Genomic DNA, 14556 nt, shown 5'->3' with positions numbered 1-14556 from the left:
CCTGAAAAGGTTATTTCCGGACAGAAGAAGGTTTTTCCCGTTGGGACCTCTGGGACAAGCTTCTCTGCAAGTCAAACAAGGAAACAATTTCGGAGACTTCAGTCGCATCTTCGGGTTTTTTATCGGCGCGCACAAAAGAGACCATTCGTGGAAAACGAAGGGCGTAGCCTTCGGGGGTTCCTTCCGTGTTCGAAAGGTAATCCCTGCCAGCGGCATGCATTGAAGACCTGCTGATTTCATCTGCCCTTACGGTGACAACAAATCGTGGAAGGACCCAGAAGTCTGGAACAACATCGCTCATCACATCTACAGGACGTTCCGGCACAACGATTTCTCTCAGCATTGCCGAAAGCATCATCCATTTCTCTTCCGTCAAACCGGATCCGATGCGGGCAATGGAGGCAAACGACTTTGAATCTCTATCCCAGACAGCGGCCAAGATTGCCCCTATTCCCAATTTTAGCCTCTGGCCTTTCCCCAGATAGTACCCGATAATGACCAGATCCAATGTATCCGAAATTTTTCCCTGATAGCTTTTTTTAAGCTTGATCCAGTTGAAATTTCTTGACCCCGCAGTATAAATGCCGTCCAGACGCTTCGCAATGATTCCCTCAAATCCCTCCTCAACCACTTCTTCAAAAAATTCGTTTACCTTTGAGGCCTCATCCGTAAAAATAAGTCGGGAAGAGCCAATAACTCCCGCAGGAGGTCGCTCCACTTCCAAAATATCAAATTTCTCCGCGCCAAAAAGGGTCTCAACCTTAGCTCTCCTTTCGAAGAAAGGCCGCTCCATCCAAGAAACACCATCAAGGTAAAGGAGGTCAAAGACCAGAAGCCTCAAGGGAATCTCCAGGGATTTTTCCAAAACATTATGCTTCCTTTTACGGGTAATCGTAACCTGGAATGGCTGGTAGGTCCCTGTTTCCGGATCAATTCCAAGGGCCTCCCCTTCAAAAATGGCGCTTCTATTTCCAAAGATTTCCTTTGTGGCTCGAACGATTTCCGGAAACATGGATGTCATGGAATCAAGATTTCTTGAAAAAATCTCGACTTTTCCTGCGATGATATGGATCTGGCATCTGAAACCGTCATATTTGCTCTCAATCGAACAGCGTCCGATCTTGGCAATAATGTCTTCCCCGGAAGACAATCTTTCGCATAACGCAACTCGAATCGGAAAGCCGGGACTCGGTTCCAGGGATGACAGGCTTTCAAGACCGCCCTGCTTGATCTTTCTCCCGACAAGTCCCAAGTCTGAGCAAATATTGTAGGCCTTTTCAACGATAGACTTGGTGGCTCTTCCTCCGCCAGAAACAGCCAATGCCTCAATAATGGTTGAATCCCCAACACCAAGTCGAAGTTTCCCCATGACAAACCTTGCAACAAAGCGGGCGGACAATGGGGATAGCCGGGAAAGAAGCGTCGCCAGCTCACTGACCTTGTCGACTTGGGACCCTTCTCCTTCCATTTGGGAAAGCCGCTCAAGAATTCTAAAAACGTCCAGGAATGAAAGCCTTGAAGGACTATTTTGAGAGAGGACCTCTTGTGCCAATGCCCCTGGGTCACCCAAATGAGCGAGCATTACATCCAGGGATTTTTCCATCTTTTTAGCTTCTTCCGGATTAAGGTCGGAGAACGTTTTTTTTGCCTTGACCTCGGAAAGCGCTCGAATCAAAAGCCTTGAAGCCATTCCCATCGGTTCACCGCGAAATGGAGGGGACAACTGTCCCTGAACCACATAGACAAGGGGGGCAATCTCTTCCTCGTCGCAACGGAGAAAAAGATTGCCGAGGATCCCAGCCAATTCGGTCCTCCCTTTTATCGCCTCCATTTTGCTGAAATCTTCACTAATCTCATCTATGCAAAACCCCACACAAACCTCCGTGATTTCGTGTTAAAAAATTTTTTCGCCTTCACTCCAAAAAATGGAGTATACTGAAAGACACAAGAGAGAAAAAATCTATCCTTAATAAAATAAAGATAGCGCAGAAGGTGGACGTTATCAGTGGTCTGGTGTTCGCAAATGATTTTAGTAATTTTCGGAGCAGTTCCCCTATTGGGTAGAACAGTGAGGGTCTCCATGTCCAGAAAAACGATTGTCCGTCAAAGGAGCTTCGGTCAATTCCTCTTGATTTCCCTTCTCGTTGGCTCGGTTTTTTTTAGTGGAATAGCCTATGCCGCCGATAGTGGCACAACCCCTTCCAAAAAAGCCTCTAGTGCAACAAGTGAAAAACAAAAAATTCGCCAGGAGATGGCACCTGTCAATCCGACTCCTCTGGGGCTCGAACCCATGGGGGCAGGACCGGAGAAGTCTCCGACAAATTCCCAGCTACAGTCCGAAGGAACAATGGACCGGGTTCTGCACCATCTACTGGGTGGGCCCGCAGCAGCAGGTGCCTATACCCCACCACCTTCACAGGGCACGACAACCGCAGGAGGCGTTCCAGGGGGAAACTGGCCAGGGAACTGGTGGATAGAAGGCCAAGGAGGAGGATTTAATCCCAACACATCTCACTAGCCACCCGACAGGCTTTTGTGAGTTTGCCGAGGGGGTCCTCTTCTTTCCATCATGATATCTGTTGATCCACCAAAAATCACTTCAACTTAGGGTTGTTCATAGAGATTGGGATGTTTGATTTTGCCAATTGACACATTCGGTTTAAAGCGATGAAAGGTGCCGTGGGCGAGTCGCTTCTTTTTGTCTTGTCAGGATTTTTTTTAGGGTTATTTTTTATCCCTGACAAGATTTCTCCAATGCTTCTGCCCATGCTCCCCTTCCTGTTTGTCCCATTGTTTTTGACGAACTTTTTTCTCTCTCCGGAGCCCAGTCCTTTTTCAAACGGAGCCCGGATACGAAGTTCAGGCAGGTCGTTTTTTTTGGGGTGGATTTTTGGAGTAACCGAAGCACTGACAAGCTTATGGTGGGTCGTCCAGACCATTCATCATTTTGGACATCTTCCATTCATCCTCTCCTTTTTTTCCCTTTTTGTCCTTTCTTCCTATTTGGGACTTTTTACAGGCTTATTCCTGTTTGGTCTCGACATCTGGAAGAAAAACGATCTGAACAATCCTTCAAATCCTGTCGTTTTGGCTCTTTTTGGAGCCTGTCTGTGGACTATTCTGGAGGTTCTCCGATCCGAACTCTTTACAGGATTTCCCCTAAACCCACTCGGAGACCTGATATGGGGGCAAGAACTGCTTACGCCCGATCTATCCATCCTTGGTGCGACAGGAATGTCTTTTGCCATCATTTTCATCTCCGGCCTTCTCTCCGCAGTCATTCTCCCCATTATCAACAAACTCTCCGGCAAAACCTCAGCGGATCTTTTTCGGAAACAGTCACTCCCTGCCATTGCCATGTCTGTACTGACTCTTTCTGCTGGTTTTGGCTCAGCCGAACTACTTTCAAAAGAATCTTCAGCACAGGAAACACAGCATATCAAGGTTGGCATTATTCAGGGCAATATTCCCCAAGACCAGAAATGGACATCACAATACTTAAAAGATACGATACGAACCTATCATCAACTTTCCAAACAAGCGCTGTCACAAGATGCGAAAATTCTTTTATGGCCTGAAACAGCCATCCCTGTTGTGATCGACTCTCCACCCCGGTCCATTGCAAAAGATCTGCAAAAAGCCCTGAACCTGCCAGTACCAATCGTTACAGGAACAATCGGACTTCACAGGGAAGCGGATCGTTTTCGTTATTCTTTTTCAAATGATGCCGCCCTGATATCCAACAATGGTGAAATTCTCGATCGCTATACAAAGATCCATCTTGTTCCTTTTGGTGAATATATCCCTTTCCCATCCATTTTTGGCTGGCTAAGAAACATGACAGGCATCACTGGTGACCTCATTCCGGGGAAGCATCAAAAACTCTTTGCTCCCTTCAAAGAGGAGGATTCAAGATCCCTTCCCGAATTCTACAAAAAGATCCGAATTGGTCCGGTTATCTGCTACGAAGCCATGTACCCCTCTCTCGTTCACCAACTTGTACTGAAAGGGGCAAACCTTCTTGTTGTCTTCACGGACGATGCCTGGTATGGAAAAACGGCAGCTTCCCATCAGCTTTACCAACAAACAATGATACGGGCAATAGAAGAAGGCATTCCATTGCTAAGAGCAGCCAATAGCGGGTACTCCGGAGCCATTTCTGGAAGGGGAAAACTGATAAGGACATCCGGAAGATTTACAAAAGAGTCAATCACCTTGACCGTTCCGCTTGATAGCCATGAAACGTTTTACCAAAAATATGGCGAATGGGTTTTTCGGTTTTCTCTCGTCATTTTTTTATTCCTCCTTGCGACTCGTGCAATGGAACCACATAATGATGGAATAAAATCTTCGCCTCTCCTTGACGACATGCACTAGGTTAAAAGGATAAATCGTCCCAACAATAAGGTTTTTATACTTTGAACAACATTATTTTCATGAGAGGAAATTGAATGAACGAACCGGTCGCATCCATTGAATCACTCCGAGAACAATTCCAGGCAGATGAAAAAAGACTGGACCAGATCCGGAGGCATCTTTGACCAGGGAAGACTAAGGGGACAACTCGAACAGATCGAATCCCAAACGCAATCTCCAGAATTCTGGAAGGATTCCTCCCGGGCAACAAAACTTTTGAAAGAGAAGTCCACTCTCGAAAAGCGACTCGAACAGATCAACGCACTTTGCGCAAAAGAAGAAGAGATCAAGGCACTGATCGACCTTGCTGATGATCCGGAGTTTTTAAGGGAACTTTCAACAGTTGGTCCTGATTTCTCCCAGTTCGTGCAGCAGTTTGAATTGAATGAAATACTCTCGGACAAGGAATCGGACAACCCTGCCCTCATCGATATTCACCCAGGAGCGGGAGGAACGGAGTCCCAAGACTGGGCACAGATGCTCCTTCGCATGTATATGCGCTGGGGAGAGCGCCATGGAATGACCGTCGAGGTCATCGATCTCCAAAGCGGCGATGAAGCCGGAATTAAAAGTGCTACCATCAGAATCAAGGGGGAGCATGCCTTTGGCTACCTGAGTTCTGAAGCAGGAATTCATCGTCTCGTCAGGATCTCTCCCTTTGACTCCAACAAAAGGAGACATACATCATTTGCCTCAGTTTTTGTATATCCGGAACTTGATGATGATATCGTTGTTGATATCAGGGATGAGGACATCAGGGTTGATACTTTTCGCGCGTCATCAGCCGGCGGTCAGCATGTTAACAAAACATCTTCCGCAATCCGACTGACACATATGCCAACAGGAATTGTGATTTCCAGCCAAAATGAACGCTCTCAGCTTCAAAACAGGGAAATGGCGTTTAAGGTTTTACGGGCAAAGCTCTATGAACTTGAAAAAACGAAACAAAAAGAAGAGCTTGACAAGATTGCCGGGGCACAAAACAAGAAAGAAATTGGATGGGGACACCAGATAAGATCGTACGTTCTACAACCTTACCAATTGATCAAGGATCATAGGACCGGATTGGAGTCTTCGCGGGTCAACGATATTCTTGACGGAGAAATCGATACATTCATTCGAGGGTTTCTTCTTGCCCGATGGGAGGGGACTCTTGGCTCAGGAACTGGTCACGATGACCTTCCAGAGAATTAAATCATTAAGAGATCAATCCATTTACGACTTCAAAGTTTTTTTCCATGCATTTTTAGCGTCACGGAAAAGCCCATTGATGCCCAGGCAATATTTCTCCCTGGATCATCTTTTGCCATGACCTCAAGAATCTGGACCTTCCGTTCAGCCATCCAATCCATCAGGACACGGAGAAGTCTTCTGCCTTCTCCGTGTCCGCGATGCTCCGGAAGCACATACCAGTGCAAGATCTGTCCAGCAAAACGGGGGGAACCGTATGGCCTCTCATACGTATATCCGAGAACGAATCCTACGGGGGTTCCCTTATACTCCAGAATCTCACCATGAACACGATCTTTGACCGGCAACATGTTCAAAAGGGATTTTTTACAGTCAGAAAAACCAGTCGGACCAGCCTCGGACAATGGGGGAGCCTCCTCTTCCATGAGCCGGACCCAAAAGGAAGCGAGAGTGTCGACATCCGAGATATCTGCCGATCTAATGGCATATTCCAACGACGAGACTCCTTCAGTACAGGGTGGAATTCTAGAAAAAGTTGTTCAAGCTTCCAAGAAAAGGCTATCATTTCCCAAGAGTTTTGTCAGTGATACAGTGAATTGAACAACCTCTCCTTTTTTTAGAAAATGTCTAGGAGGACTTTTTGTCACAACCACAAAAAGATGCGGACAGTGCTTGGACTGCGGCACTCAAGATCATGATCTCCCAGATCAAGGTAATGGTCATACTACTTGTTGTGTTAATGACGTTTTTCAGTATTTGGGGCAAGAATCACCTTCACGACCGAAGCTATCAGACAAAGATTGTGCAAAGCCATCATCTCGTTAAAGTTGGGGAATACCCGGACCTTGACCAGACAATGAGTCATCTGTCAGAAAGAGTCTCAGGAAAGATATTGACCTTCACCTATTCACCGGACATAACTGTCTGGTTTGGCAACCTGGCTCTATTTGGAATCGCATTTCCTGATGAAAAAGGCATTATCAAGAAGAGTAATGGCAAATATGTTCTCTTCCTGGAGGATTGAGAAGAACAGCTCACCTTTTGAGATATCATTACCGATAGGATATTCGACAATCCTGACTCATTTCATATGCGGAGAAAATCCATGAATATGACTGTTCCTCTCTTTCCCTTGCCTAATGTTGTCCTTTTTCCAAAAACGCTCAGACCGCTCCATATTTTTGAGCCTCGCTATCGCGCCATGATTGCCGAGGCCATCTCCGGCGAAGGGCTAATAGGGATGATGTTCTTAAAAGATGGCTGGGAAAACCAATACGATCAGAATCCACCAATGGAATCGATTGGGTGTCTGGGAAGGATCATTCAACACAATCAGCTTCCTGATGGCCGCTATTATATTACCCTTCTGGGAATATCCTCTTTTGAACTCATCTCAGAAATTCCCTCAGAGCCATTTCGAACAGGAATGATTGAGACGAGAGAAGAGCTTTCTGAGGAAATACTCTCTCCACTCCTTTTTGAACGACTCTCCAATGTCGTTGATGAAATGGTCGAGACACTTGATTTGACAAGAGAGTTATCTTGGATCAAGGAATCCAATCTCGACCATGAATCACTCGTCCATCATTGGTCTGCGTTCCTTCCTTTTACGCCAACGGAAAAACAGTTCCTGCTGGAATCTCCCTCTATCCGGATTGAGGCAGGCCGCCTGTACGATCTCCTCCTGTTTCGGAAATTTGAACTGCTTGAAGACACATCTTCGATCGAACCAGGGAGCGGAACATGCGATCCGTTACTCTAGATGCTTGACAGGCAAGCAGCCGTAGGAGCTCTCTCCAGGGAAGGTCTTGTCTTCCGACTCTTGTCAGAACCTGGTGGAGGCTCGGTGCTATATCCGATCCACCACCCAAGAACCATTTTGGCAGAACAACTTGTTGGAATGGAAAATGCTTCCAAGCAGTTGTTCCAGAACCTTTTGGGGATAAGGACCGGTCTCAACCCTCTTCCAACACTGATTGAAGGCTTCAGGGGCACAGGAAAAACTTCCCTCGCCCTTGCCGCATGGCAGAAGCTGAACACCCCCCCTTTTCCTATCCATAGCGCCCCTTGTCATCTTGTCCAGATAGCAAGGGAGGGTATCCATGATATTGTTCCTCTGATTGATGTGCTTTCAGAAACAACGGCTCCTTCGATTATTTTGATCGATGATCTTTACTTCAGAGAAGGAGATCCTCTCCTTCATACTTTCCGGGGAATCCTTGACGGAGGCATCATGGAATTCCCCTCCCATGTCGCACTCATTGTGACATCCAATCACCGCCATCTGCTCGAGGAAAGGCACTCTCTCCGGGAGGATGCGATACGATCATCCGAAATCATCGATGAAACAATGGCATTGTCTGACCGATTCGGATTGACCATATCCACATGGGAACCGGATATGAAGGTCTATATGCAGATTGTTCTCTATAAGTTGGTTGAAGAAGGAGCAATAGGATCTATCCCTGCCGACTGGGAAAAAGAGTTTTCCCTATTTGAAAATCTAGAATGGGTTGTCGGCCGCTCAGATCATAAAACCCCTCTGTCAGAGATATTCATGATGGCCAAAAAATTTGCTCTTGAGAGAGGATCCAGATCTGGAAGAACAGCAACCCTGTTTGCAAAGATGGTCCGGAGGGGTTTGATTGAAAACTGGAAAGAGCCTCAGTAAACTGTCCAGAACAATCTTACAGGATGGCTTAGGCTCCGTGCTTTCCATGCCGAACGAGCACCACTCTTGATCCGGAGCTCCCCCAACGTGCCGGATGGCCCTCTTTATCTTATTGCCATCGACTGAAAAAGGATCAAGCCCGAACCTCCCTTCTAGCCACAGGTAAACCTCCAATGAGGGCTTTGCTTCCCGTGGTCCCGAGCCCCTTCCCTCATCCGGAAAATCCCGGCAGGGATGACAGCGTCCTCTTGGCAATTCCTCACATCAGGATCCGGGTTCTTTCTCTTTGCTTTTGGTCATCAGAAAGAATGCTCTTGGTGAGGAAGCACGAATTGACCAGATGGCTCCCTATTCTTGTGGGTCATCGACTGTGGCCGGCTTGACCCTCCAGAGTTGCTGGAGGGTCAAGCTTCGACCAATGCCGGATGTCTTCGCCCATATTGACCGACAAGGAGATCCTCTCTGCCTTCCCCTAAACGGTTTCTATGTGGGGGAGAGAAACTCATCCGACCATTCGCTCTCTCTCAAGATGATATTTCTTGATGTGGCGAAAGTTTGGTAACGCTTTCATGGCTTTGGTTTTTCAAAAGTCAGGGGATCCTTCACCTCCATTCGAACGTGTCCATTTCAGCACCATATCATTCACGTTCGTCGGTCATATCAAACGTGGCAGGCGCAATGGATTGACCAACTGCCGGATAACCCCGGAGGAAACAGGAATACTGATACATTCTTTCGGATAGAGTCCAAGCGCTTGAATAGTAAAGTCTCCGGGGAAAGAGCTATTCCAAGCCACCAGCTATTACCCGCTTACCCAGAGAATATTTGACCCATCCATCCAAAAAGGAATATCATTACCAGATATAAAATTTTAAAAGAGAGGTCAGAATGCTTCAAGAACCCGTCCCGACTGGTCTAACCTTCGATGATGTTATTCTCGTCCCACAATATTCAGAGTATATGCCAGGCGACGTTGATACAACGGTTACAATCGTACCTGGGATCACTCTTAACCTGCCCGTCTTGTCAGCTGCGATGGACACGGTGACCGAAGCCCGAATGGCTATAGCCCTTGCACGCGAAGGCGGAATGGGGATCATTCATCGGGCAATGTCCGCTGAAGACCAAGCCCATGAAGTAGATAAAGTCAAAAAGTCTGAATCCGGCATGATCACCGATCCCATCACGATTGGCCCTGACCAAACCGTCGGGGAAGCCTTCGGGATCATGAGCACTTTTAGAATATCCGGCATCCCTGTGATCAAAAACAGGAAGCTTGTTGGCATTGTCACCAATCGGGACCTGAGATTTGAAACCGGCTCTACCAAAAAGATTTCTGAGGTCATGACCAGCAAGAACCTTGTCACAGTCCCGGTCGGAACAACTCTCGATTCGGCAAAAGAACTTTTCCAGCATCATCACATTGAAAAGCTTCCCGTTGTCGATGAAGATGGTCACCTTCAGGGATTGATCACCATCAAGGACATTGAGAAAAAGATCAAATACCCCAATTCTGCAAAAGACTCAAAAGGTCGATTGGTCGTCGGTGCAGCCGTGGGAGTCGGAGCATCGGCAGTAGAACGAGCAGCCCTTCTGGTAAAAGCACAAGTTGACATTCTGGTCATCGATACCGCACATGGCCATTCGAAAGCTGTTGTTGAAATGATCCGTGAAATTCGTAAAAATCATCCTGATCTTCCAATCATGGCCGGCAACATCGCTACTGGAGAAGCAGCTGAAACATTGATTAAAGCTGGCGCTAATGTTCTTAAGGTCGGAGTTGGTCCGGGATCCATTTGCACAACACGAATTGTTGCCGGAGCAGGCGTTCCACAGCTAACAGCCATCTCCAATGTCAGCAAAATTGCAAAAAAACATAAAGTCCCCATTATTGCCGACGGTGGTATCAAATACTCCGGTGATATCACAAAAGCCCTTGCGGCAGGAGCAACTGCCGTCATGCTTGGCTCCCTTTTTGCGGGAACAGAAGAGTCTCCTGGCGAAACGGTTCTCTTTCAGGGCAGATCGTATAAAACCTATCGTGGAATGGGCTCCATCGGTGCGATGGAACGGGGAGGAGCCGATAGATACGGGCAGGCCGGAGCAAAGAAACTTGTCCCAGAAGGTATCGAGGGACGGGTGCCTCATAAGGGGAAGCTCGCCGATATGGTCTACCAGCTAGCAGGTGGCCTCAGATCCGGTATGGGTTATTGCGGTTGCAAAACGATTCCGGAACTTCAGGAAAAAGCCTATTTCATCAGAATCTCCTCCTCCGGTCTAAGGGAGAGTCACGTTCACGATGTTATCGTTACCAAAGAAGCCCCCAACTACCGCCGGGAATGGGACGAAAGCTGATTTTCCATCTCTTTCCATCCAAAAGATTAGTTTTCCCGCCTTTAATCGGAGAATTTGCAATTGAATAATCTCTCAATACCCCGGCCTGTAGTTATCTTGGACTTTGGATCCCAACTGACTCAAAATATTGCACGAAGAGTCAGGGAATTAGGAATCTATTCCGAAATCCATCCCTTTTCGACATCCATTGACCAAGTCAAAGAAAAAGCCCCTCTTGCCATTATTCTTTCAGGCGGTCCATCCTCTGTTTTTGAACAGGACGCACCTTCCATAAACCCGGATCTGTTCAAGCTTGGGATCCCTGTTCTTGGCATCTGTTATGGGATGCAGATCATGGCCAAGACTCTTGGTGGCAAGGTTGTTCCTGCCGATATTAGGGAATACGGAGTGACAGGTTTTTACCGTGAAAAAACCATTTCTCCCTTATGGACGGTATTTCCTGATGGAGATCCGGTCCTGATGAGCCATGGTGACAGTATTATTGACCTTCCCCCAGGTTTTTCCGGGGCAGGACATACAAAGACAACTCCTTATGCCGCCATGGAGAATCCCAAAGCAAAATTATTTGGAGTTCAGTTTCATCCTGAAGTGACACAAACAAGAAGTGGCATCAAATTTATTCAGACATTTCTGAAGGATATCGCTGGAATAGAGCCCAACTGGTCACTTACCGGTTATATCGATCGAAAAGTTGAAGAAATCCGAAATTCGGTGAAAAAGGATTCTCTCATCTGTGCCCTTTCAGGCGGAATTGATTCAACGGTAACAGCCCTTCTTTGCCATAGGGCGGTAGGAAAGCAATTCACCGCGGTTTACGTTGACAATGGGCTCATGCGAGCAGGAGAAACACAATCCATTGTCAGGGATCTACAATCCTTGAAACTCCCTTTGGTGGTTTCCCACAGCTCCGAGTTATTTCTAAAACGACTCGCTGGGGTGAAGGATCCTGAACGCAAAAGAAAAATCATTGGTCGAACCTTTATTCATGTTTTCCAAAAAGAAGCCAAGCAGTTGGGAATGCCGAAATATCTCGCTCAAGGTACGCTCTATCCTGATGTCATCGAAAGTGTATCCAGTAAGGGCTCGTCCAGCGTAATCAAAAGTCACCATAACGTGGGAGGTCTTCCCAAAAGAATGCCTTTTTCTCTCGTTGAGCCCCTAAGAGAGCTTTTTAAGGATGAAGTACGCATCATCGGTAAAGAGTTGGGATTACCAGACCATTTTGTTCATCGACAACCTTTCCCTGGTCCGGGGCTTGCCATCCGGATCCTTGGATCCATCACCACGGATCGCATCCGAATGGTTCGCGAAGCCGACCGTATCGTCCGTGAAGAACTTGATGGTACAGACACCGGGCAATCTCTTTGGCAATATTTTGCAGTTCTTCTTCCTGTTCACTCTGTTGGAGTCATGGGCGATCAAAGAACTTATGAGAATGCGATTGCCGTGCGGACAGTCACAAGTGTCGACGGCATGACAGCCGATATTGGAGAAATTCCCCATAATGTCCTCATCCGGATTTCCCATCGGATCATTTCAGAGGTCAGGGGAATTAACCGAGTCGTTCACGATATATCCCCCAAACCTCCCAGCACGATTGAATGGGAATAGAACGGTTAAAACACCATGCCTGATCAGGATGATTACCAAATAAACAACAATAATGGAAAAAATGACAGCGAATATCCGACAAGCTTATCGGGAGAGGTCAGACTGCAAAAGCTTTTGGCTCACCGTGGAATCACTTCCAGAAGAAACGCAGAAGAACTGATTGCCGGAGGACTTGTTACCGTTAATGGGAAAGTAGAAACAACTCCAGGAACAAAAGTCGATCCAGAAAGGGATGTTGTCGTCGTTGAGGGGAGAGTTCTTCCAAGGGAAAAGGAAACATTTCTGTTTCTATTCTACAAACCCAAGGGGGTCATCTCAGCTGTATTTGATCCAGACGGAAAGCCAACACTCAAGGACTTCTTTCCGAACATATCTCCACTTTTACATATCGGCAGGCTTGATTTTCAAACCGAGGGGGTACTGCTCCTGACGAACAACGGAGATTTGTCCCAACGAATTCTCCATCCAAGGTTTGCGATTCCCAGAACCTATCTGGTCAAAATACAAGGAGGCGTCGACCCGAGACACCTCGACCTCATCCGGCTTGGGAAAGTGCGCCTTGACGGACACCCTGTTGCACCGATTGAAGTCGAACACGAACGGACAACTGAGACGAATGCCTGGTATCGGATTACTCTCACAGAAGGACGAAATAGAGAAGTCCGACGGATTTTTGAAACATTTAATTATTTTGTTCTGAAACTTACCCGCATTTCGTTCGGGAATCTCGATCTCAAGGGTCTTGACCCAGGTGAATTCAGGGTTGTTTCCCCCGATGAAATCAAACAGCTTTTAACGCCGGAAGGGACTTATCCTCAAAAGAACACACAAGGGAACCCTTCCAGATTTCCTACACAACAAAGAAAGGTTGATTTCTCGTCAGAACATTCAAATCACTCAAGGCAATTTGTGGATCAAAAGAAAAAGACTTCAGCAAATCCCGGAATTGTTGAAATAGAAGATCCGTTATTGGCAAAAAAAGAGTCTTATGAGCGGTCTGGAGAAATCACATCCGATACGAACGAAAATAGATCTTACCAGAGGTCCTTTTCCGATCGACAAGACAGGCCCTCAGGGGATCGCTTCCAGTCCTGGGACCGCTCCGACAGGCCAAGAGATACCGGACATTCGCCTTCCGCGGGACGCTTCGATTCCGGCCGCCCGAAGAGATCCTTCTCCGATCGACAAGACAGGCCTTCAGGGGATCGCTTCCAGTCCAGGGACCGCTCTGACAGGCCAAGAGAATCTGGTCACGCACCTTCTGCAGGACGATTTGACTCCGACCGCCCGAAGAGATCCTTCTCCGATCGACAAGACAGGCCTTCAGGGGATCGCTTCCAGTCCAGGGACCGCTCTGACAGACCAAGAGATACCGGACATTCGCCTTCCGCGGGACGCTTCGATTCCGACCGCCCGAAGAGATCCTTCTCCGATCGACAAGACAGGCCTTCAGGGGATCGCTTCCAGTCCAGGGACCGCTCCGACAGGCCAAGAGAGTCTGGTCACGCACCTTCTGCAGGACGATTTGACTCCGACCGCCCAAAGAGATCCTTCTCCGATCGACAAGACAGGCCTTCAGGGGATCGCTTCCAGTCCAGGGACCGCTCCGACAGGCCAAGAGAGTCTGGTCACGCACCTTCTGCAGGACGATTTGACTCCGACCGCCCAAAGAGATCCTTCTCCGATCGACAAGACAGGCCTTCAGGGGATCGCTTCCAATCCAGGGACCGCTCCGACAGACCAAGAGATACCGGACATTCGCCTTCCGCGGGACGCTTCGATTCCGACCGCCCGAAGAGATCCTTCTCCGATCGACAAGACAGGCCCTCAGTGGATCGCTTCCAGTCCAGGGACCGCTCCGACAGACCAAGAGAGTCTGGTCACGCACCTTCTGCAGGACGATTCGATTCCGACCGCCCGAAGAGATCCTTCTCCGATCGACAAGACAGGCCTTCAGGGGATCGCTTCCAGTCCAGGGACCGCTCCGACAGGCCAAGAGAATCTGGTCACGCACCTTCTGCAGGACGATTCGATTCCGACCGCCCGAAGAGATCCTTCTCCGATCGACAAGACAGGCCTTCAGGGGATCGCTTCCAGTCCAGGGACCGCTCCGACAGGCCAAGAGAGTCTGGCCATGCCTTTTCTGGAGATTCCTCAAGGGAACGACAAAACTCGTCTCAGGGAAGTGGCGAAAGAACTCGCCCCCATAATCCAAGCAGCCGGCCAACCCGACGCCCAGGACAAGGTTCGGGGCCGTCAAGAAATGGCAAACCCAAAACAAGGCGCTCTTAACAGATCTATTACGAAAAAGA

At 47.9% G+C, this 14556-nt stretch carries 11 protein-coding genes; 9 read left to right on the top strand and 2 right to left on the bottom strand.

Translation table 11 applies throughout. The features are described 5' to 3' along the window. Positions 1-10 precede the first annotated feature (10 nt). Positions 11-1873 (bottom strand): ATP-dependent DNA ligase, encoded by a 1863-nt coding sequence (locus tag LFE_RS03785; RefSeq protein ID WP_014448946.1) that lies wholly within the window; start codon positions 1871-1873, stop codon positions 11-13. A gap of 183 nt (positions 1874-2056) precedes the next feature. On the opposite strand from LFE_RS03785, the gene LFE_RS03780 reads away from it, so the two are divergent. The 3 genes from LFE_RS03780 to prfB all read left to right on the top strand — a co-directional run bounded on the left by LFE_RS03780 (position 2057) and on the right by prfB (position 5610). Next, complete coding sequence (locus tag LFE_RS03780) at positions 2057-2518, top strand: hypothetical protein (protein WP_232502562.1); 462 nt, start codon at positions 2057-2059, stop codon at positions 2516-2518. Positions 2519-2667: 149 nt separating this feature from the next. Beyond that, complete coding sequence (lnt, locus tag LFE_RS03775) at positions 2668-4377, top strand: apolipoprotein N-acyltransferase (RefSeq protein ID WP_081495333.1); 1710 nt, start codon at positions 2668-2670, stop codon at positions 4375-4377. A gap of 126 nt (positions 4378-4503) precedes the next feature. Then, on the top strand, positions 4504-5610 hold the full coding sequence (gene prfB / locus LFE_RS03770; RefSeq protein WP_014448943.1) for a peptide chain release factor 2: 1107 nt from the start codon (positions 4504-4506) through the stop codon (positions 5608-5610). Between the two features lie 29 nt (positions 5611-5639). Here prfB and LFE_RS12975 read toward each other — a convergent pair whose 3' ends face one another. Beyond that, on the bottom strand, positions 5640-6101 hold the full coding sequence (locus LFE_RS12975) for a GNAT family N-acetyltransferase (RefSeq protein ID WP_014448942.1): 462 nt from the start codon (positions 6099-6101) through the stop codon (positions 5640-5642). Positions 6102-6247: 146 nt separating this feature from the next. Here LFE_RS12975 and LFE_RS03760 point away from each other — a divergent pair, with 146 nt between their 5' ends. From LFE_RS03760 to LFE_RS13570, 6 genes are all read left to right on the top strand, one after another. After that, entirely contained in the window at positions 6248-6631 is a 384-nt protein-coding gene (locus LFE_RS03760) for a hypothetical protein (protein WP_014448941.1), read from the top strand. Between the two features lie 81 nt (positions 6632-6712). Beyond that, positions 6713-7369: an LON peptidase substrate-binding domain-containing protein gene (locus tag LFE_RS03755; protein WP_014448940.1), complete on the top strand. Its 657-nt coding sequence runs from the start codon at positions 6713-6715 to the stop codon at positions 7367-7369. A gap of 84 nt (positions 7370-7453) precedes the next feature. Then, positions 7454-8278: a DUF815 domain-containing protein gene (locus LFE_RS03750; protein WP_014448939.1), complete on the top strand. Its 825-nt coding sequence runs from the start codon at positions 7454-7456 to the stop codon at positions 8276-8278. Positions 8279-9166: 888 nt separating this feature from the next. Continuing rightward, the gene (gene guaB / locus LFE_RS03740) at positions 9167-10633 is read left to right on the top strand and encodes an IMP dehydrogenase (protein WP_014448938.1); all 1467 of its coding nucleotides are present in this window, start codon (positions 9167-9169) and stop codon (positions 10631-10633) included. Between the two features lie 60 nt (positions 10634-10693). After that, a complete protein-coding gene (gene guaA, locus LFE_RS03735; RefSeq protein ID WP_014448937.1) occupies positions 10694-12244 on the top strand; it encodes a glutamine-hydrolyzing GMP synthase in 1551 nt (516 codons plus the stop codon). A 15-nt stretch (positions 12245-12259) separates the two neighbouring features. Continuing rightward, entirely contained in the window at positions 12260-14536 is a 2277-nt protein-coding gene (locus LFE_RS13570; RefSeq protein ID WP_081495332.1) for a pseudouridine synthase, read from the top strand. Positions 14537-14556 lie beyond the last annotated feature (20 nt).

This window comes from Leptospirillum ferrooxidans C2-3, assembly GCF_000284315.1.
GTDB lineage: Bacteria > Nitrospirota > Leptospirillia > Leptospirillales > Leptospirillaceae > Leptospirillum > Leptospirillum ferrooxidans.
Note: the sequence above shows the minus strand (reverse complement) of the source record. Positions and strands in the feature narration are given on the sequence as shown.

Bases quoted from the DNA above. Each gene is read 5' to 3' on its own strand.
- lnt (WP_081495333.1), top strand. From the start codon at position 2,668: ATGAAAGGTGCCGTGGGCGAGTCGCTTCTTTTTGTCTTGTCAGGATTT.
- LFE_RS13570 (WP_081495332.1), top strand. From the start codon at position 12,260: ATGCCTGATCAGGATGATTACCAAATAAACAACAATAATGGAAAAAAT.
- guaB (WP_014448938.1), top strand. From the start codon at position 9,167: ATGCTTCAAGAACCCGTCCCGACTGGTCTAACCTTCGATGATGTTATT.
- LFE_RS03755 (WP_014448940.1), top strand. From the start codon at position 6,713: ATGAATATGACTGTTCCTCTCTTTCCCTTGCCTAATGTTGTCCTTTTT.
- prfB (WP_014448943.1), top strand. From the start codon at position 4,504: ATGAAAAAAGACTGGACCAGATCCGGAGGCATCTTTGACCAGGGAAGA.